18 protein-coding genes are annotated in these 20239 nt (G+C 31.5%); 11 read left to right on the top strand and 7 right to left on the bottom strand.

Annotation, left to right across the window (positions count from 1 at the left end; genetic code table 11):
* The first annotated feature begins 258 nt into the window (after window positions 1-258).
* The 4 genes from D7004_RS13580 to D7004_RS13595 are packed head-to-tail and all read left to right on the top strand — an operon-like array spanning window position 259 to window position 3383.
* Window positions 259-1131, top strand: a complete 873-nt coding sequence (locus D7004_RS13580; RefSeq protein WP_123206374.1) for a beta-1,6-N-acetylglucosaminyltransferase — start codon at window positions 259-261, stop codon at window positions 1129-1131.
* Window positions 1116-1490: a sugar 3,4-ketoisomerase gene (locus D7004_RS13585; protein WP_123206375.1), complete on the top strand. Its 375-nt coding sequence runs from the start codon at window positions 1116-1118 to the stop codon at window positions 1488-1490. The genes D7004_RS13580 and D7004_RS13585 overlap by 16 nt, the downstream gene beginning before the upstream one ends.
* Window positions 1465-2562, top strand: a complete 1098-nt coding sequence (locus tag D7004_RS13590; protein ID WP_123206376.1) for a DegT/DnrJ/EryC1/StrS family aminotransferase — start codon at window positions 1465-1467, stop codon at window positions 2560-2562. Before D7004_RS13585 ends, D7004_RS13590 begins: the two co-directional genes overlap by 26 nt.
* 8 nt (window positions 2563-2570) lie before the next feature.
* Window positions 2571-3383: a methyltransferase, TIGR04325 family gene (locus D7004_RS13595; protein WP_123206377.1), complete on the top strand. Its 813-nt coding sequence runs from the start codon at window positions 2571-2573 to the stop codon at window positions 3381-3383.
* A 3-nt stretch (window positions 3384-3386) separates the two neighbouring features.
* Here D7004_RS13595 and D7004_RS13600 read toward each other — a convergent pair whose 3' ends face one another.
* Together D7004_RS13600 and D7004_RS13605 are read right to left on the bottom strand one after the other, a co-directional pair.
* Window positions 3387-4232: a beta-1,6-N-acetylglucosaminyltransferase gene (locus D7004_RS13600; RefSeq protein WP_123206378.1), complete on the bottom strand. Its 846-nt coding sequence runs from the start codon at window positions 4230-4232 to the stop codon at window positions 3387-3389.
* Between the two features lie 2 nt (window positions 4233-4234).
* On the bottom strand, window positions 4235-5875 hold the full coding sequence (locus D7004_RS13605) for a glycosyltransferase family 39 protein (protein WP_123206379.1): 1641 nt from the start codon (window positions 5873-5875) through the stop codon (window positions 4235-4237).
* Between the two features lie 70 nt (window positions 5876-5945).
* Here D7004_RS13605 and D7004_RS13610 point away from each other — a divergent pair, with 70 nt between their 5' ends.
* From D7004_RS13610 to D7004_RS13625, 4 genes are read left to right on the top strand one after another with little or no spacing between them, the layout of a single operon-like run.
* On the top strand, window positions 5946-6641 hold the full coding sequence (locus tag D7004_RS13610) for an HAD family hydrolase (RefSeq protein WP_167459491.1): 696 nt from the start codon (window positions 5946-5948) through the stop codon (window positions 6639-6641).
* The gene (locus D7004_RS13615) at window positions 6638-7693 is read left to right on the top strand and encodes a UbiA prenyltransferase family protein (RefSeq protein ID WP_123206381.1); all 1056 of its coding nucleotides are present in this window, start codon (window positions 6638-6640) and stop codon (window positions 7691-7693) included. Before D7004_RS13610 ends, D7004_RS13615 begins: the two co-directional genes overlap by 4 nt.
* A 5-nt stretch (window positions 7694-7698) precedes the next feature.
* Complete coding sequence (locus D7004_RS13620) at window positions 7699-9135, top strand: GMC oxidoreductase (RefSeq protein ID WP_123206382.1); 1437 nt, start codon at window positions 7699-7701, stop codon at window positions 9133-9135.
* 2 nt (window positions 9136-9137) lie between these two features.
* Window positions 9138-9566, top strand: a complete 429-nt coding sequence (locus D7004_RS13625) for a hypothetical protein (RefSeq protein ID WP_123206383.1) — start codon at window positions 9138-9140, stop codon at window positions 9564-9566.
* Here the strand turns inward: D7004_RS13625 and D7004_RS13630 are convergent.
* Window positions 9563-10426, bottom strand: coding sequence for a hypothetical protein (locus D7004_RS13630; protein WP_167459492.1), 864 nt, complete (start codon window positions 10424-10426; stop codon window positions 9563-9565). The genes D7004_RS13625 and D7004_RS13630 overlap by 4 nt on opposite strands.
* Before the next feature lie 753 nt (window positions 10427-11179).
* On the opposite strand from D7004_RS13630, the gene D7004_RS13635 reads away from it, so the two are divergent.
* From D7004_RS13635 to D7004_RS13645, 3 genes are all read left to right on the top strand, one after another.
* On the top strand, window positions 11180-12484 hold the full coding sequence (locus tag D7004_RS13635) for a hypothetical protein (RefSeq protein WP_123206385.1): 1305 nt from the start codon (window positions 11180-11182) through the stop codon (window positions 12482-12484).
* A 416-nt stretch (window positions 12485-12900) separates the two neighbouring features.
* Window positions 12901-14412 (top strand): ArnT family glycosyltransferase, encoded by a 1512-nt coding sequence (locus D7004_RS13640; RefSeq protein ID WP_167459493.1) that lies wholly within the window; start codon window positions 12901-12903, stop codon window positions 14410-14412.
* Window positions 14397-15350 (top strand): glycosyltransferase, encoded by a 954-nt coding sequence (locus D7004_RS13645; RefSeq protein WP_123206387.1) that lies wholly within the window; start codon window positions 14397-14399, stop codon window positions 15348-15350. Before D7004_RS13640 ends, D7004_RS13645 begins: the two co-directional genes overlap by 16 nt.
* A gap of 16 nt (window positions 15351-15366) precedes the next feature.
* On the opposite strand, the gene D7004_RS13650 is transcribed toward D7004_RS13645, so the two are convergent.
* Genes D7004_RS13650 through D7004_RS13665 form a run of 4 tightly spaced genes read right to left on the bottom strand, consistent with a single transcriptional unit; the run spans window position 15367 to window position 20237 of the window.
* Window positions 15367-16251: a glycosyltransferase family 8 protein gene (locus D7004_RS13650; RefSeq protein ID WP_167459494.1), complete on the bottom strand. Its 885-nt coding sequence runs from the start codon at window positions 16249-16251 to the stop codon at window positions 15367-15369.
* 31 nt (window positions 16252-16282) lie between these two features.
* Window positions 16283-17167, bottom strand: a complete 885-nt coding sequence (locus tag D7004_RS13655; RefSeq protein ID WP_123206389.1) for a glycosyltransferase family 8 protein — start codon at window positions 17165-17167, stop codon at window positions 16283-16285.
* A complete protein-coding gene (locus D7004_RS13660) occupies window positions 17154-18530 on the bottom strand; it encodes a lipopolysaccharide biosynthesis protein (protein ID WP_123206390.1) in 1377 nt (458 codons plus the stop codon). Before D7004_RS13660 ends, D7004_RS13655 begins: the two co-directional genes overlap by 14 nt.
* Window positions 18531-18551: 21 nt before the next feature.
* Entirely contained in the window at window positions 18552-20237 is a 1686-nt protein-coding gene (locus tag D7004_RS13665; protein ID WP_123206441.1) for a GMC oxidoreductase, read from the bottom strand.
* Window positions 20238-20239 lie beyond the last annotated feature (2 nt).

Genomic DNA, 20239 nt, shown 5'->3' on the forward strand with positions numbered 1-20239 from the left:
CCAACTAGATAATATAAATAAAACTAAATCTGTAGTAGTTTGTTGTAAATTAGTTAATCAAACATGTAATATAAAGTATCTGAAATTATACAGAAAAGAATAATTATTATCCCATAATCAGGACTCTGTTTTAATATATATTCCTAAATTTGGACATTGTCCCTTTTGGTAATTAACAAATCTAATGTTACACAAGCTACTTTGAGTATTTAGAGTATCTGTAGATTATTAAATAATTACATCATCCTAATCGAAAAAATGCGCATAGCTCACCTTATTTTAACATACACAGACCCTCACCAGACAGAGAGAATGATTAACAACATGATGCATGAAAACTTCGATTTTTATATTCATGTTGATAAAAAATTCGACATTAACCCTCATCTTTTTTTAAAAAAAATACCTAACGTTTATTTTATCAACAATAGAATTGATGTTAAATGGGCTGGATTTAACACCGTAAAGGCAACATTTGAATGCATAAAAGAAATTGTTAACAGAGGCATTGATTATAAGTACATCAATTTTTTAAGTGGCCAAGATTATCCCCTAAAACCTGCAGCTTTTTTAGCCGAATTTTTTGAAAAAAGTGATAAAGAGTTCTTAAGCTATAAAGACATCAAAAACGATTGGAAAGAGGGTTTGATAAGAATGGAAAAGTACTTCTTAGCCAATTACAATTTTAAAGGCAAAACTACCTTAGAAAATTTAATTAACTACGTTATGCCTAAAAGGAAGTTACCTTACAATTTGCATCCTTATGGCAAATCAATGTTTTGGATGCTAAGTCCGAAAGCTGCCATGTATGTAGTTACAAAAGTAGAAAGTGATAAAAAACTAATTAATTTCTTTTCACTCTGTTGGGGAAGTGACGAGTTTGTATTTCAAACCATGTTATTAAACTCGCCATTTAAAGATAAGATTAAAAACGAAAATTACAGATATATAGACTGGTCATTAGGAGGTGTAAATCCCAAAGTGCTAGATGAAAGTGATTTTGATGCTTTGAAAAATTCTAACATGCTTTTCGCCAGAAAGGTAAATGAAACCAAAAGCAAAAAATTATTGGATTTAATTGATACTCAACTTTTAACAATCTTTACAGCATTCACATGGGTCATATCATAAACCTCACAACATATAAAGACAGTCGCGGAATTTTAACCGTATTAGATAGGGTTGTCAATTTTGAAATTAAACGCCTCTTTTACATCTATGCAGTGGATGATTCAGATCGTGGTGGTCACAGACATCACAATACTTATCAGGCAGCTATTTGCATTAAAGGATCTTGTAAAATAACCAACAACGACGGACAAAAAACTGAAATATTCGATTTAGATACGCCTGAAAAGTGCCTGATTTTAGAGCCTAACGATTGGCATGTGATGCATAGTTTTACGGAAGATGCAATACTATTAGTTCTTGCTTCAACAGCATTTGACCCCAAAGATTATATTTATGAGCCATACGAGAATACCTTATGAGAATTTAAAGGCTCTAAATAAACCGTTCGAAGAAGCTTTTAAATTAAAATTTAACGATTTTTTAAATAGTGGCTGGTATATACTTGGTAATGAAGTTGCACAATTTGAAAAAGAATTTGCCAACTATCACTATGAAAATTATGTGGTTGGTGTTGCCAACGGTTTAGATGCACTAATCCTTTCGTTAAAGTGCTGCAATTTTAAAAAAGGTGATGAAATTATTGTGCCATCAAATACTTACATAGCTAGCATTTTAGCAATTTTGCAATGCGATTTAGTGCCTGTATTTGTTGAACCAAATATGGAAACATACAATATAGATCCTAAAAAAATCGAGGGTGCTATAACGTCGAAAACCGTCGCTATTATGGTAGTTCATTTATATGGTCAATGCTGTGAAATGGAACCTATAATTAATATAGCTAATCAAAATAACTTAAAAATTGTTGAAGATTGTGCCCAGGCTCATGGTGCCAAATACAAAGGAAAATTAGCCGGTACTTTTGGTGAATATGGTTGTTTTAGTTTCTATCCAACAAAAAACCTTGGTGCACTGGGCGACGCCGGAGCGATAATTTGTAAAACTGAAGAGGATTATATTAAGCTTAGGCAATTGCGAAATTATGGTTCGGAAAAGAAATATCATAATGGTATAATTGGCTATAACTCCCGTTTGGATGAAGTGCAAGCATCTTTCTTAAGAGTTAAATTACCTTACCTAACCGAAATCAATAACCATAAGAAAACTTTAGCCTCCATATATCAAAGTAACTTGAATAATAATTTTGTTAAACCAACAATTGATAACGACTTTGGTAATGTTTACCACATTTATAATATTAGGCATAAAGAAAGAGATAGATTAAAAGCTTTTTTATCAGCAAACAATATTGATACAGAAATCCATTATCCAGTTGCTCCACATAAGCAACAAGCGCTTTACCAGCTAAATAATTTGAGTTATCCAATATCAGAAGAAATACATGCCACTACATTAAGTTTGCCATGCTCATTTGCTCACACAGAAAATGATATACATAAAGTTGTTGAGATTATAAATCAATTTAATTAATCCATTTGATGCACTATTTATTAAAAGAACTTGCTCCACCAGTATTAAATACATTACGTTGGTTTAGTTTCAAATATGGCTGGAAAGGTAATTTCAAATCATTTGATGAAGCCAAGGAGCATTGTACGGGTTACGATGAAAGTCATATATTAAATAGAATTGTAGAAACAACCGGTAAGGTAAGAGATGGAGTGGCTATTTATGAAAGGGATGGAATTATATATGATGAAGTACAAGTTAACCACACTTTATTAAGCATATTACTGTTAGTTGCTGGTAGAAATGGAAATAAATTAACACTAATAGATTTTGGCGGGTCATTAGGAACCTCCTATTACCAGTGCATCAAGTATCTATCACATTTAGTAGAATTAAACTGGTGCATTATTGAGCAAGCTAACTATGTAGAAGTTGGTAAAAAATCATTTGAAAATGCTCATGTTAAATTTTATTATACAATAGAAGAATGTATTGCAGATGGAAAAACACCTGATATACTTTTGATTTCAAGCACTTTACAATACATCAAAGAACCATATAATTTTCTAAATCACCTACAATCATTTAATATACCATACCTAATGCTTGATTTAGTTGGATATAATGATACCGAGGATGATAGAATAACGATTCAAAAGGTTCCTCCTGTGTTTTATGGCATAGAGGCTTCATATCCTTGCATCTTTTTTGGGAAAAATAAATTAGAAAATCAAATCAGGAAAAATTACGAATTGGAGTTTGATTTTATATCCGAATCTCAAAAATATTATATAAACTTTAAACCATTTCGCTACCAGGGTTCTTTTTGGAAATTGAAATAGATATTAATATTTATCCAATTCATCCAATATTGCAGAATCTAAATCGATGTCGAATTTCCTTGCAAAAATCATTTTAGAATCAACGATTTTAGATAAATCTGCGATGCCTAAATATTTCGGATTGGGCTTACCTTCAGACCAATCTATGTAACGTAGATTATCATGATTGGTATGTTTACTGTGTTCAGAATTCATGATTACAGTTGCTATAACAAATTCATCAGAACCCCATGTGTATTTAAAAAAATCATGAAATTTCGAATTCCTATACAGCTTACTTACCACATAAGCTGCAGAATCGTGAGTGATTGTCCACCAAGAAGAGTTACTACCCCCGTAAAATTCCATATCATCAGGTAGTTTCCTTTTTTGGGCTATGGAATTAACTACGTTTTGTAAAAGATATTTGCCTTTTAATCCTGAATCTGTAAAGTGGAATTTCTCAAATCTATCACGCCCTTCCTGGTACCAAACCGATTCCTTTTTTTCTATATGCATAAAGTTTTGACCGATTTTATCAATAAAAAAATTGTAGGTTTCATCCGCAGAATGTATCGGATAATCCTGACCACTAATTAAATTGATAAAATCATAATGCTGTTTAGTAGCGATAACTTCTTTAAGCGATTGAACTATTGCTCTGGTAAAACTCCAGCCTGCCCAGTTACAATTTACTCTTTTTTTGATAAAATATGTTTGCGGCAAATGCTCCAGTAGCTTAAATTCAACAGCATCAACCTTTTCATCTAAATGTATATAAATATCAAATCCTGGGTGTTTTAAACGATTTACCAAACGCAACAACTGCGTCGGATTTTTATGAACCATTATAATATGAGCAACACGCATTATTAGGGATTAATTTTGTTGGGTTGATTTGTAATTTGATAGAGATAAACGCTAACATCAGCCGTGTTTGATGTTTTAATAAACTTCCCTATTTTCGATAATTCTGTTTTTAAATTTGCTGCAGGAAGATTCTTATTTTCGTAATACCATTTTGGCATGCTAATAGGATCACCAACATTTGATAGAAATTTGTTGTTAAAGATAACCCAAACTCTTTTATTATTTTTAATTTTTTTAAAATCTGAATCCAATTTCGCGTTATATTCAGCAAGATTTTTAGAATTCCATCTAAAATCCTGACCTTCAATAGCATTAAACTTATATTTTTTTAAATTCGAGTAAACTTTAAATCCGGGCAATTCATTCCAATAAACATAAACAGCATCTCCAGCTTTAAATTCTTTGTTTATCATATCAAATGACTCTTTTTGATATGATTTTTTGTGTTTATAAAATGTAGCACTGTTTGTAATAGATTGAAAGGATTGAATTACAAGTGAGATTAATAGTAGGAAAACGATAATGATTTTTAATGGCTTACTCCTAATTAAACAGTCCAAACCGATACCTATCAATAGCATAAAGATTGGTGTTAAAAACAGCCAAAACCTTTCTGTTAGCGGATAAAGTTCTAAGCCAGAAGCAAGCAATACCAATAGCAGTGGAAACACCAGTACATTAAAATTTTGGAGCGACTTTTTAAAACTAAAATAAATTCCTGCACCCAATAAGATAAATGGCAAGAATGGCATCTTAATAAATGGAGTATAAAAATGAGTTTGCGTTCCCGATTCAACAAAATTCCAAAGTAAACCCATAGGATAATCCAACATCCTGTAAAAGCTTGTAAAAAACCAACTTAAATCTAAAACAGATTTAGGTGGTAATGGCATAAAATCTCCATAAAATCTAAACCAATTAACTACCCATTCAGCATCTGGAGTTTTATTAATAAAAAAAACAAACAGTAAAATAAAACTTATCAACCAGATGATAAATGGTATTAAACTTTTAAATAAAATATTCCATTGTTTTTTTATCAAATAGTAAATCGATAAGCCTAAACCAATGCCACCTAATATAAAAATTGCAGAAAACGAAAACCAAAGTGTAATAGATCCGCCTAAACTCCAGATAATTATTTCTTTAAAACCGTTTAGTGTTCTATATTTAATAAACAGGTAAAATGATAAAATCGAACATAGCAATTCGGTAGAATATTGCTTAATCTCTACAGAGTGATAAATAAATGCCGGCGAAATACATAAAATCGCCATTGCAACCAAAATACCAGTGCGTTTTAAGAAATACTTTGTAACTGGAATAAATATTAGGATTGATAATAATCCTGATAAAAGCGGTACGATTCTTAATCCATACTCATTATGACCAAAAATATTTAGAAATAATTTTACTATTAAAAGAAATCCTATTGGTGCCTTTTGCTGATAATCTAATGGTTTTGTTAATAGCTGCTGAAAGTTAAAATTTAACAAACTTGATGCTAAATAGCCCTCATCCAACCACAAAGACCTATTGATGAAGTAATGGTATAATCTTAAAAATACGCCTAAAACTATAATTAATAAAAATAAATAATAACTGAATTTATCTTTCAGAGCGCTTTTTAATGGGAATGGCATGCAAATAGACCGTCGGGATTTTATGCAATATCGGAATTTTTAATAATTTTACATAAATAAATCACCCCCTGTGCATAATATCTCTCTGAATAATTTAGAGGTAGTAGTTTTTGATGTTGATGGTACCTTATATAATCAAAGCCTTCTCAGAAAAAAAATGCTATTCTCCTTAATGAAGTATTTTGTTTTTCGTCCCTGGAAGATTAACGAATTATTTATTCTATACCATTTCCGAAAAGAAAGAGAGCAAAACAAAGGATTTAAAGGTCCAAATCTTAATGAACAACAATATATATGGTGCAGGCAAAAAGTAAATCAACCGATTGATAAGATTAAAGAAGTTGTAAGTAAATGGATATTCAACTATCCCAATCAATTTTTAAAGGCATGCACATATCCCGGCATTCATCTGTTGTTTAAATCACTTGCCGAAAAAAATATTCGTATCGCGATCTATTCTGATTACGATTCCATAGAAAAGATGAAAGCTATGGAGCTAAAAGCCGATCTATATGTTAGTTCAACTGATGCTCAAATCAATGCATTCAAACCTAATCCTGATGGGTTAGAATTTATATGTACTAAATTTGGCATCACAGATAAAAATCAATGCTTATTTATCGGCGACCGATTGGAACTGGATGGCGAATGCGCAAAAGCAGCAGGTGTTCCATTCGTATTGGTGAATGATGTAAGTGTAAATAATTCCCTATTTAAAAACCTCTCAAAACAAGTGCTTAATGTTGTTAAGCAGGAAACATTATGATCGATAAAATCACATATCCCCAAGATCCGGAATCTTCAGAGAAGCCAAAAGAAACTGAACTCCGACGTGCAGGTTTAAAAGAATATGTTACCATAGCTCGGCCAGATAATTGGGTAAAAAACCTATTTATGGTACCTGGGATGCTTTTTGCATTATCTATATTTCACACTCCCTTAAATTCAGCACTTATCATAAAAATCATTTTGGGTGTTGTAAGCATGTGCTTGATAGCATCTGCAAATTATGTTATAAACGAATATTTAGACGCGGGTTTCGATAAATTCCACCCTTTAAAGAGGAAAAGATCAGCGGTGGTAACCATGATCAATCCAACAATTGTTTATACAGAATACGCAGTTTTGGCGGTTATAGGTATTGGCCTTTCCTCTTTCGTATCAATAAAATTTATGTCGGTAGCCACGTTTTTATTGATAATGGGAATAATTTATAATGTGAAACCATTCAGAAGTAAAGACCGTGTATTTCTTGATGTTTTAAGTGAATCGGTAAATAACCCAATTCGCTTTGCGGCAGGCTGGTTTATATTTAGTCCTGCTTTAGGGATTCCCAGTAGTAAATGGGATTTAAATTGGATTAACACCTTCCCTCCTGTTAGTATAATCATCGCTTATTGGATGGGTGGTGCATTTTTAATGGCTACAAAAAGATTTGCCGAATATAGGTTAATTGATAACCCAAAAATGGCTGGTTTATACCGCAAATCATTTAAGATTTACAATGAAAATAGCTTACTGGTTTCGATGTTTTTTTATGCAATAACCTGCGCCTTTTTTATGGGAATATTCTTAATAAAAGATAGAATTGAGCTTTTGGTGAGCTTCCCGTTTTTTGCTTTGCTGTTCTCCTGGTATCTTAAAATAGGATTGTTAGATGATTCGCCGGTTCAGGGCTCTGAAAAACTATATACCAGAAAATGGTTTATGCTTTATTTGGCACTTTTTACGGCCTTACTTTGTGTACTCATGTTTGTTGATATTCCTTGGTTACACTGGTTTTTAAATAACGCAAATAATTACAATTACGATTCTTAAAATTGATGAAAAACGATAACTATGATTTAATTGTTGTTGGGACTGGTTTTGCTTCATCATTCTTTTTACAAAAATATCTAGCCAAAAATAAAGGAAATAAAAAAGTTTTGGTTTTGGAGAGAGGCTATTTTTACAGCCATGCAGAAAAGCTTAAAGCGAGAAGAGGAGAAAGTTTACCCGATATCAAATACGAACAAAAATGGGATTCGCTTGTAGAAAATTTTAATCCAAAAAAAGATTGGCATTTTACAACCGGATATGGTGGCAGCTCAAATTGCTGGTGGGGTTGCACACCACGTTTTATGCCATCTGATTTTAAAATGAATTCGCTTTTTGGAGTTGCTCAAGATTGGCCAATTTCTTACGACGATATCGAACCTTATTACGATGAAGCTGAAGAAATTATGCAAATTTCAGGTCCAGATGATACACCATTTCCGAAGAAAGGGAAATATCCCCTTCCAGCGCATAGATTTAGCAAGGTAGATGAAATTTTAAATAAAAAATATGGCAATCAATATATAAGCCAACCCACTGCAAGGGCGAGCCGCGCAACTGCAAGTAGAAATGCATGCATGGCATCAAGCACTTGCGGCACATGCCCTGTTGATGCAAAGTTTAGCATTGAAAACTCTGGTATGATGGTTTACCAAAACCCGCAAGTAGAAATTATCTATGGAGCCCAGGTTTATAAATTAGAAATGGTAAATGATGTAGCTAGAAAAGTTTGCTACATGAAAGATGAAAAAGAATATACTGCTGAAGGGGAAGTTATCGCACTAGGTGCAAATCCATTTTTCAACACAAACATTTTATTAAATTCTGGCGATAAAAATAAATTCACAGGTAAAGGTTTTGGTGAACAATTGGGCATTCAGGTACTGATATATTTAGATAATTTGAGTAATGCAGGTGGCAGTACCTGGGTAAATGCAAATGGTTATATGCTTTACGATGGGCAACACAGAAAAGATTATGCAGCCTGCTTGATTGAAGTAAATAATGCACCATTTATTAGGTTTGAAGAAAATAAGTGGCTTAACATTGCGAGTTTTAGATTGGTTTTTGAAGATTTACCAGATGATAAAAATTACATCACAACATCTGCAAATAAATTGAAACCTGAAGTGCATTATGATGGTCGTTCTGATTATGCGGAGAAAGCCTTCAAAAACGCCAAAATAGAGTTACCTAAAATTTTATCCTGCTTGCCGGTTGAACGCTTAAAGTATCTGGACCCATTTCCAAACGAAGGTCATATTATTGGCGGAACGAGAATGTCTGCAAATGCAGAAACGGGTGTGGTAGATAAATATTTAGTGCACCACAAATATAGAAATGTGTTTGTTTTAGGTGCAGGGGCTTTCACTACATATAGTGCTGCTAACCCCAGCTTAACGCTATCTGCCCTATCTTTATTTGCAGCTGATAAAATGTTTTAATTATGGAAAGAAGAAGCTTTTTATTATTATCGGGTGTGCTGGTTGGTATGGTTGCAATTCCACCATCACTCTATTTTGTTTCGCCAGGCATAAAAAAATACGCAGCTAAGCTAATCGAGAAAGAATTGTCATACTTAAAACTAGATAAAGAAGGACTAAATAATTACATCAACGATTATTTTAAGAATGCATCCAATAACGTAATGGCGAATGTAAAATGGAAAGTTTTATATTATGGAAGAAGTAACTCGAACAGTTCTAACAATGTAAATGACCTTTTACGATACTATCTTTTATCAACCGATTTCTTTTTAAACCAAATGAATGTAGAAAAAACAGTTAAATACTTAGGAATTTTCGATCCTTATAAAAGCCCAGTAGCCAATCCATTTTCATACATCCTATTGCCTGATAACCAACAAATTACCTAAATCAGCTCTTTGTAAATCTGCTTATAAATACTGGTAGTTAATGGGTTTTTTAGAATTATCTTCAAACTTTGTTTTAAGAAATAAGGATAATCTTTTTTTTGCAACGCAATATTTATTTGTTCAAGAATAATATCGTTAGATAGCATTTTCTCTAACTGCTTTAAAGCCAAATTTGTAATGCCCGACTCTAGGTTATTAAAATTATTGCTAGTAAATAACTCATCTAAATAACTATCCATAAATAGCTTTTGCCTTTGCCCCCAATAGTGAAACACTACATCATTGGCAGGTCTTATTTCGGTAACCTTTTGAAGCACTAAAGAGAATGCAAGCTGCTCACTAACAAACCATTTCGAATTCTGGTAAAATTGATAAGTTAAGTCTGCTACATCTTCCATATAAGATGAAAAATCGCTATTTAATGCTAATAAGCCAGTATTCCAGCTGTAGTCATTTTCATCAAACTTTACAGTTTCATTATTCATTTTTAAAACTCTTCCCGAAATAAATTTCATAAAAGATAAAGGGAAATGTGCTTGATTAAATACTGCAAATTCCGATATCGCATCACCTAATCTGTATTCGCGTTTGTGTAAAAAGCTTTTTCCTTTAACAAATGAGTTTAAAATTTTTGATGGATTCTTTATAAAAAACGTATCTGTATCGACAAAAAATAGATGTTCATTGGGATATTTTTTAAAGGTTAAATCAATAACACCAACCTTTTTTAAATGGTTGAATGTGGTTCCCTTTAAAAATTGCCGTTCCAAATCTTCCGTAAGTAATACATATTCAATATTTAATGATGGAAGATGCGTTTTAAATGCCTCAGGATTATCCGTGTAAATAACAAACCTCAAGTTATTCAAATTCGGCTTCCAACTAAGAAAACTATAAATACAAAAGATTGCTCTCTTATACTCCAAGTCACTTCCATAAGATAATAGCACAAAATTTTTAAACATAGATGATTTTCGGCAATTAAAAAAGGTTTTTAAGTAGAGATGGTAACCTTAATTTTTGCAATGCAAATATATAACTATTAAAATTAACACTTATTTTATTAAGGAATTGGAAAGTGGTTTAAGCAAAAAGCAAATAAATGGGATAAGTTATTTCCTTTGAAAACAATTTTTGAAATAATCAATATTTATTAGAGTGTTGATTTTAATACCTTGAGGACTATTTAGATAAAGCAAGAAGATAATAAAAAGTTAATTTCTATGGCATGATAATTTTTTAAAAATTATCATATATTGCGATATGAATAATGCAAAACATCAAACACAACAGAAATAAAATGTTTTGTATTTTTCTTAATACAAAAACAAACTCGAACCAAGCAATATTAAATAAACGGCACATTATCAGGTAATTATAAAATAAAAATCAACAAATTTGATTGTAATTGAAATGTCATAATTACAAATTATTTTTAATTTTATTTCATACTTAATTTTAATGATAAACCAGCTTTAATACCTTTTAACAACCTTAATGAATAAAAATATAATCTTTATAAAATTTTAGCGAGCAAATTAATACACAATAATCAAATTATCCCCCGTTTTAGAAGCAACAAACAATTATTAATTTATCTTTAACAAATTTTAATGAGAATCACCAAAAAAATGCATCTTTTCATAGCTCTAATTGTTATTCTATTTGCGGCATGCAAAAAAAATACAACTCCTGAAGAGATAAAATCTGAAACATCTGTTGTACTTCCTATAACTAGTCCAACGCCAACAACACCGGTGGCTATAATTCCATCGTACGAGGTTGGTACAGGTTCCGGTTATTTGACAATCGATGGGAAATCTTTAGACTTATCATCAATTAAACTTATAAAAGTAAAAGGAGGCACTTACAAAGGCATCTACATCAAGAATATTTTAGCTTCATCTTCAAGTCCAGTAAAAATTGTTAACAACGGACAGGTAAATATATCTGAAGGTATGGAAACGGACAATGTTAGTTACGTAACAATATCTGGAGACGCAATTAACAGTTTAACCTACGGATTTGCTTTCGAAAATATTGCTTTAAGAGCGATAAAACTGAATGGACTTATGAACGGTGTTACGCTGAAGAATATGAGTTTCAAAAATGTAAATGATTATTGCATTGCAGGAGAGAAAACAAATGGAAGTAATTTAGCTTTCAATGGGACTTCAAATACTAGAGTTGAAAATTTTAAAATTTTAAACTGTCTTTTTGATAATGCTGGTCAAATCTCCTTTGGAGGCAACCTAAACGAGAACGAGGATACAGGCCTTTTTAAAGGCGTTGAAATCGCTAATAATATATTTCAAAACACAAATGCTGGAAGCGTTTGTGCATTTACCAATGTACAGGATTATGACATCCATCACAACATCGTGAATAATATCAATCAATCAACCAATAATCATAACGGCGTTTTCTACATGCAGGGTAATGGTGTTTTTCACGATAATAAATTAACTAACTATCAAGGAAATGCCATAAGAATGTGGATATATTCAAGAGGCAATTCTCCGGCTACAGTCGAAATATACAACAACATTTGCTATAACACAAGAAAATACGGAGGTTTTGAAATTCAACAATTTGATAGAAACATCATTGCTGGAAAAACAACTTTTGTAAATGCTAAAGTGTACAATAATACGGTTGGTAAAATGAATACATCAAAAGATTGGGAAGGTCAAATATTAGATTTATATAATTTTGGTGGTACTTTAGATTATTATAACAATTTAGGATTTGAATTATATAAAGCGCAAGGCACTATAACAGATATGATAAATTATAATGGAAATGCTGCTAAAACAAATATTTCGAATAACAAATATTTCGCTCAACAATCAAGTGCTGTAGCAGACATAAGCAAATTCACCTCGCTATTTGCTGGAATTGGTTCAGCAGGAATATAATAATACTAGGTAAGAAATTTTGAGGTTCGTATAATAAAATTTACGAACCTTTTTTTTTATATAATTAGAGTAAGTTGTTCTTAAAAACTTGATAATAAAGCGATTTTCAATAAAATTTCAAAACCAAATGAAATGTTTTATATCTTAGCAAGATAATTCCCTATTATACAACACTCTTCAGATGAATTTAACCTTTATAGACTATAAAAGTCTGTACAACTTATTTTTTTTAAAATTAATGATGCGTCTAAATAGCGTCTATCATATTTTATATATTAATTCTAACTTTTCGCAAACTACATAAGCCCTATTCATATCTTATAAAGCATAATATCAAGTCCTATAACTTGATTACTACAATCATCCCAACAATAATGATAATTTTAAATAAGTGGAGGCTCATTTTTAAATACTTCTTGATAGTACTTTTATTAGTACTTATTACCTTGAGGATATTGGTGATTTTCCTAAATATAGCAGATATTGCAGGTATGGAACAGAATGTAATCTACAGCATTCAGCAACTCCTTTACAATGGCAATTTATATACATCGCCATTAAATGCTCCTTTCTCCATTACACAATATACACCTATATATTACCTTATAAATGCCTTCACCGCCAAATCTTTAGGTTTTACAGAAGATAATATTTATGCTTTATACCACATTGGTAGATTTTGGAACTTGATATTCAACTTAGCAAGTTCATACCTTATCTACAGAATTGGCAAAGATTATTTTAGAATATCTGGTAGTAAAACCTTAATACTATTTGTTGCTTCATTCGCTTTAAATTTTGCACATAATTTTGCTGTAAGGCCAGATTCTTTACACGATTTAGCAGGAATTGCTTCTATTTACGCAATGATTGTATATTATCAATCGGGTAAAAAAAATATTGCCAACCTACTGCTTACTGTTGCACTAACAGCTATTGCCGTATTTTCAAAACAAAGTGGAATACAATTTATTATAATTTTTGTGGGTTTTACATTCCTAATTAAAGATTGGGCAACTATGCTAAAACTGATTGCTTCTACTGTTCTATTTTACGGAATTCTCTTTTATACTGCTCATTTAATATATCCATCATTTTTTGAGAACATTATTGGGGGAGTAAAAAATGGAATTGATGTTACAAACTTCGTAGAATATATACTTACTAGAAGCATATTTATCTTGACTGGCTGGCCTTTAATTTTATACTTTCTATATCTTTTGCTTAGTAGAAACTTACTATTCAAAGGAGCAGACATTAGTAAGCTTTTAGCCATAAGCGGATTAGGAACGCTAATTTTTGCATCAGTAACAGCACTTAAAATGGGGGCAACAACTCAATACTATGTGGTGTTTATGAATTTGGCATTAATTGTAGCACTTAATCAAAGTTTTAAAATTAAGGCATCGGTAAAAGGACTAAAATTTTTCATTGATAAGTACTCATTAACTTCGTTTTTTTGCTTATTCATAATCTTAATATTCGGTTTTAATACTTTTAAATCAATCGCAAATTTTAAAGAAGACCCAAAATTAATTTCACAAAAAACAAGTACTGCCAAGATAGCTAAACTCATTAGCTCAGATTTTAAAAGTAATAATGACAAATACGTTTATTCAAATTTAGGAACTGATACTTATGCTCCATCCAGACAATTTTTAAATAACATTTATTTCAAAAATTGTCTTGTACCACAGCGAGATATACTAGAATATTCTACCAGCAAGCTTGAAGTTGTTGGATATAATGAATTTGAAAAGTTATTAAAAGATGGAGATATAGAATACATAATCGATTCTAATCCGAATTCTAAATATGAAATTGTTAAGGATTTTAATAAAATCAAAAACTCAGATTACACGTTAGTATTAAATAGCGATGGGTATTTAGTTTATAAGAACAATAAAAGCACATGGAAGAGAAAGTAGTAATTATTACCCCTTGCTTTAATGAAAACACTACCGTAATTTCATTTCTGCAGAATGTTGAAAGCGTGATAGAAAAACTCCCTCAAACCTTTGAGGTTGTTGTAGTAGATGACTGCTCTTCAGACCATACCCTTTCTTTGTTAAAGCAATTTAAATTCTCGGCAATAAATGCAACATTAACAATTTTAGAATTGAATTTTAATGTTGGTCACCAAGCAGCAATTTATCAAGGCCTGTTATATTCTAATAGTATAGCATCTGATAAATTTATCATAATGGATTCTGATGGTGAGGATGACCCCGAAGCCATTGCTGATTTGGTTAAGTTTAAAGATTTCGATATCATTAATGTAGCAAGAGGTAGAAGAAAAGAAAGCTTTTCTTTCCAAGCTTCATACTATATTTACCGATTTATATTTAAAATTATAACCGGAAAAGTATTAAATTTTGGAAATTTCTGCATGATTAAAAAGAAGGTTTTGAAAACCTCATGCTATACAGGGTTTATACATTTTGCTGCTCATCTTTCTAAACAAAAAGTTTCATCAACTAGTATTGTTTACAATAGATTAAAAAGAATTGATGGCAAATCAAAAATGAATTTAACCAGCTTGGTTCACCATGCATTTAAATCCTTTGTAGAATATGCAGAAGAACTATTAATGGTTTTTTTAAGAATTTTTATGCTGATAATCGTTTCCTTCTTTGGTTTTATCGGTATTGTATTATACAAGAAATTTTTTACAGATGAAGCTATTTTAGGTTGGGCCAGTACTATGACTGTAAGTTTATTTACCACAGCACTAATATGTATCGGCTTCTTTGTGATGGGAATTCTATTGCTAAATATGATATCTCAAAAGAGCCAGAGCAAGAGTGAAATATTTAATAAGTTAGCTAACAATGAAATTTTACCATCCGATAGCTTGAAATTATAGAAGAAGAATTCTTCTTCTATAATTTTATGAAAGCCTTCTTTATCTTATTAAAAATCTTCCTGATATGCCTTTGATTTCCGCTAATTGGTTTAAAGTTTTTCCAGGGAGTTAACGACAAATATCTATAAAATTCATCTTTGTAAACTTCTTTCGAGTTATATGTTTTAAATATTGGTTTAATATCAAGAAAATGAACCAACGATGGATTTTCATTTTCATTAAAGGCAAACCAGTTCCATTTTGGATCGAGCTGTAACCATTTATTGGCCAAAACAACATTTAAACCATATTGATCTGCCAACTGAACATATTTTTTATGAATTCTTAAAGCATCAATCACTTTCTCAGAAATACCCTCTGCCTTCCATTTCTTAGGATTTACGACTAAGACACCTGAATTAAAATATTTTGTATCAGCTGTAAGTCCTAATTCAGCATAATTTGCAATTCCACCCCATTTGCAATCAACTGTTTTACCAACATCTTGTGCTGCAGCAACCGTATATTCTCCTAAAGATAGATTCCATAATTTTGAAATATCATCTTGGACAATGGTATCTACATCCAAATAAATTAATTTTTCTACATGCTCGTCGACAACATAAGGAGAAAAAACCCTCATATACGCTGTTAATGGAAAGGCCGAACTATCAACAGGAATCGTGATATGCGATGGGACGATTTCTTTGCTTTTAAACCATTTAATGGTTATCCTCGATGGATCTACAATTGATTCTAGTTTTTTTCTGAATGACTTTGCAATTCCATCATCAATGATATGAAAATCAATGTGTTCGTCAGTTTTGTGATTTAAATCAATTGATTTAAGCAATGCAACAATTAATATTGCATAGTGGTTATCACTAGCACAAATTATCGATATATTATTATTTACTTTCACGCTATAAGAGTTATATAAAATTATCTGATTATTATTTCAAAAATTTAAACTTCAATTTTTGAATGATGTTATTTACCTTTTTTAAATATCTGCTTGAGGCACCAATTGGTTTAAAATTTACCCATTTCGTTTGATTTAGATAATGATAAAACTCATCTCTATAGTTATAAGCATAAGTTTTATAAATAGGCTTTCTATGAAAATAATGAATGAGTTTAGGTTTAGGATCTTCATTTACAGAAAAACAATTCCATAATCTATCAATTTCAAACCAGTTTCCAATTAACGCAATATTCAGACCGTACTGATCGCCTAATGATGCATATTTTTTATTCTGATTAATAGCATTAATTGTTTTTCTGGTGATGTCTTGCTCGAGCCATTTTTTAACATTAATGATTTGCAAACCAGCATTAAAGTACTTTTCATCCGGATTCAATCCCAACTCTTTGTAGTTTTCAATTCCGTTTCCAATTGTTTTAGTTATAGGGCCAATGGTATCGCTTGCCGCTCCTATTACAAATTTTCCTGTATCAATAGCCCATAAGTTAGCGATATCATCAAGCATTATCATATCAACATCCATAAAAATCGCCTTCTCAACATCTTTAGGTACGATATACGGTATAAGTAACCTGATATACGTATTAATCGGATATGCATTATTAACAATCGGAAGATTAATGTCTTTAGGAATTATCTCCGTCATTTTTAGCCATATTAAGTTCATCTTATCTAAACTTAACGATTGTTGTAACTTTGATTTGTTTGCCCTAGAAATTTTGTCATCAACAATATAAACATCGACAATTGCATTATCAATATGATTAATCTCTATTGATTTCAACAACGCTGCTAATAAAACAACATAGTTGTTATCGCAAGCCAACACAACAGAAATATTATTTTTTTTCATTGACTATTTTATGTGAACTCTTAAAGAAAGTATTATTTAACTGTTTTATAAGAAGAATTAACTCTTTAAATCCAACCTGGTAAATGCTTAAAAAGCTAAATTTTGAATATTTATTTAATGGTTTATACGTCATATAAATTGCAACAACTATTGGTGTTATAGATGCAAAAGCTATGGAATAAACAGAGTGATAAATACCAACGAATGCAAAAACAGCCGCAAGATTTACTAACGACATTATGATAATTTTATAGAAATTGATTTTTGGCTGGTGGATGATATCTACTCCAATTGCAAAAAACCGATCGGCAGGATACAATAATGCAATAACCATAAATATTCTAAAAAGGTTAGGAGCCTCATTGGAAACATAACCTTTACCTCCTAACAAATGAATAATAGGCTGAGCAAAAATTAAAGCTATAATTATTACAGGTATTAATACAATAGTTAACATACCGATTAGTTTCTTTAACGTATAAATCATTTCAGTTTTTTCTCCCTTGTTATAATGGGTAGATAACAAAGGCATACCACTGGTAACAAAACTTAATAATGGTATTTCAACTATTTGTAATAATTTTCCACCTAAATTATACATGGCTAAAGCAGCAGGTCCTATTAAAAAATTAATTACAAAAGTATTTGTTACGCCAAATAAATTAGAGCTGATGTTGGTACCCATGCTGTATTTTCCAAAATGGAACAGTTCCCATGCTGTATTAAGTTTTGCTTTAAAAACTGATGAAATCATAGTCCATCTCAATACTAAAACTATACAACTGGCAAATAAATTAGAACCTATAAAGGTGTACATTACAGTCATTAAATTTAGTTTGCCTAAATAGGCTAAAGTAAATATAACTAATGTATAAGAGCCTTGATTAAATATCCTTAACCACAACAATCTATCAAATCGCTTACTTGCCTGAACGATACAATCGGCCATAAAGCATGGAAGCGTAATAAGGGATATAATGGAAAAATATTTTAAGAATAATGCCAGACCCTGATCGGTTACATAGCTTGAAATAAAATAGGTTGGTATATTAATAATTAAAAATATAACCGAAATTACCATTGCTAACAGCCAGGCAGAACCAGCAACTTCATTTCCTCGCTCTTCGGTAGTACCAGAAAAAAACTTAACAATTGTTATGGTTAAAAATCCTGCCCGTAAATTATCTATCAAACCAACAATAGCTAAAAAGAATATATAAATACCAATATCAACTACAGTTAGGTTTCTATATAAAATAGATAAGGTAATCATTCCAAAAACCGCCATCATTCCATTGGCCAGCAGAGATTGAAAATGCATGTTTTTAAAAATTGCAAACGCCTTTTTTATAATTTTTATCATTTATCTAGCGTTGTTGCATTGTTATAAATTACCATTAGTTATTTCGTTTGCTGCAAAATCAACAGCTCTGGCCGTAAGCGCCATATATGTTAATGATGGATTTTGACACGCAGAAGATGTCATACAACTTCCATCTGTTACAAATACATTTTTTGCAGCATGGATTTGATTGTTAGAATTAAGAACAGATGTAGCAGGATCGGTTCCCATACGAGCTGTTCCCATTTCGTGAATGGTAGAACCTCCAGGTTTATTATAATTGAACATGCTCACATCAGAAAAACCTGCGTCTTTCAACATACTAGCACAAGTTTCCTGGATATCCTTCATCATATTTTTTTCATTCTCATTAAATGAAAAATCTATTTTTACTAAAGGCAGCCCCCATCTATCTTTCTTTATATCATCTAAAGAAATCTTATTTTCAAAATAAGGTAAACATTCACCCCAACCTGCCATCCAGATTGTCCACGGACCAGGTGTTGTTAATTTAGATTTAAAATCTACTCCAAAACCTGCTTCACCTTGACTGTCTTCCCATTCCTTACGTTCGCCATCACCTTGAATATTATAGCCTCTTTTAAAATCTAAACCTTCATTATCTTTTATATTCCGATACCTAGGTATTAGAAAACCACAAGGTCTCCTACCTTTATAATATTTGTCTTTAAAACCACTAAAAACACCATATGCACCAGCAGATGAATGATGGTCCATTAAATTGTGTCCAAGCTGGCCGCTATCATTACCAAATCCTGTAGGGAATCTTTTTGATTTGGAATTTAATAATATAGACGTGGTAGCAATAGTTGAAGCATTAACAAATATAATTTTAGATTTATAAATTAAAGTTTCATTTGTATTTGCATCTATTACTTTTACACCCGAGGCCTTTTGAGTTTCCTCGTTGTATAGGATTTCGGCGACAATAGAAAATGGACGGAGTGTTAAATTGCCTGTTTTTTCTGCAGCTGGAATAGTTGAACTATTGCTACTGAAATAACCCCCAAAAGGACAACCTCTATTGCACAAATTACGGTTTTGGCAAGGTCCTCTATTATCCCAACCACGCGATAGATTCGCAACTCTAGCTATCGTTAATATTCTGTTTTCTTTATTTTTTATTGAGGTTTTTAAATGGCTTTCTACACAATTTAGTTCCATTGGTGGTAGAAATTTTCCATCAGGTAATTGTGGTAAATTTTCTGATTTTCCACTCACACCAATAAACTGCTCAACATAATCGTACCATTTTTCTAAATCTTTATATCTAATTGGCCAATCTACCCCAACCCCATCTTTTTTATTTGCCTCAAAATCTAAATCACTCAAACGGTAGCACTGCCTTCCCCAAGTTAATGATTTACCACCAACCTGGTACCCTCTTAACCAATTAAATGGCTTTTCTTGAATATATGGATGAATTTTATCACTTACGAAAAAATGTTTATCGGCCGGGCTATACACATTGCTATGAACTGGGTCGTTTTCAATATCCTGAAGCGTATTATGTAAACCATTTTTAAAATCCCAGGGCTTAAGGTTTGCTGTAGGATAATCCACAATATGTTTTACGTCTCTTCCACGCTCGAGTAATAATGTTTTTAACCCTTTCTTGCACAATTCCATAGCCGCCCAACCACCACTTATACCAGAACCTATTACAATGGCATCATAAACTTGTTCTGTTTTAACAGTTTTATCCATAT

It is taken from the genome of Pedobacter jejuensis (assembly GCF_003725795.1).
In the GTDB taxonomy this organism is placed as follows: Bacteria; Bacteroidota; Bacteroidia; order Sphingobacteriales; family Sphingobacteriaceae; genus Pedobacter; species Pedobacter jejuensis.

Coding starts and splice junctions, on each gene's coding strand:
- D7004_RS13580 (WP_123206374.1), top strand. CDS start 259: ATGCGCATAGCTCACCTTATTTTAACATACACAGACCCTCACCAGACA.
- D7004_RS13585 (WP_123206375.1), top strand. CDS start 1,116: ATGGGTCATATCATAAACCTCACAACATATAAAGACAGTCGCGGAATT.
- D7004_RS13590 (WP_123206376.1), top strand. CDS start 1,465: ATGAGCCATACGAGAATACCTTATGAGAATTTAAAGGCTCTAAATAAA.
- D7004_RS13595 (WP_123206377.1), top strand. CDS start 2,571: ATGCACTATTTATTAAAAGAACTTGCTCCACCAGTATTAAATACATTA.
- D7004_RS13600 (WP_123206378.1), bottom strand. CDS start 4,232: ATGCGTGTTGCTCATATTATAATGGTTCATAAAAATCCGACGCAGTTG.
- D7004_RS13605 (WP_123206379.1), bottom strand. CDS start 5,875: ATGCCATTCCCATTAAAAAGCGCTCTGAAAGATAAATTCAGTTATTAT.
- D7004_RS13615 (WP_123206381.1), top strand. CDS start 6,638: ATGATCGATAAAATCACATATCCCCAAGATCCGGAATCTTCAGAGAAG.
- D7004_RS13620 (WP_123206382.1), top strand. CDS start 7,699: ATGAAAAACGATAACTATGATTTAATTGTTGTTGGGACTGGTTTTGCT.
- D7004_RS13625 (WP_123206383.1), top strand. CDS start 9,138: ATGGAAAGAAGAAGCTTTTTATTATTATCGGGTGTGCTGGTTGGTATG.
- D7004_RS13635 (WP_123206385.1), top strand. CDS start 11,180: ATGAGAATCACCAAAAAAATGCATCTTTTCATAGCTCTAATTGTTATT.
- D7004_RS13645 (WP_123206387.1), top strand. CDS start 14,397: ATGGAAGAGAAAGTAGTAATTATTACCCCTTGCTTTAATGAAAACACT.
- D7004_RS13655 (WP_123206389.1), bottom strand. CDS start 17,167: ATGAAAAAAAATAATATTTCTGTTGTGTTGGCTTGCGATAACAACTAT.
- D7004_RS13660 (WP_123206390.1), bottom strand. CDS start 18,530: ATGATAAAAATTATAAAAAAGGCGTTTGCAATTTTTAAAAACATGCAT.
- D7004_RS13665 (WP_123206441.1), bottom strand. CDS start 20,237: ATGGATAAAACTGTTAAAACAGAACAAGTTTATGATGCCATTGTAATA.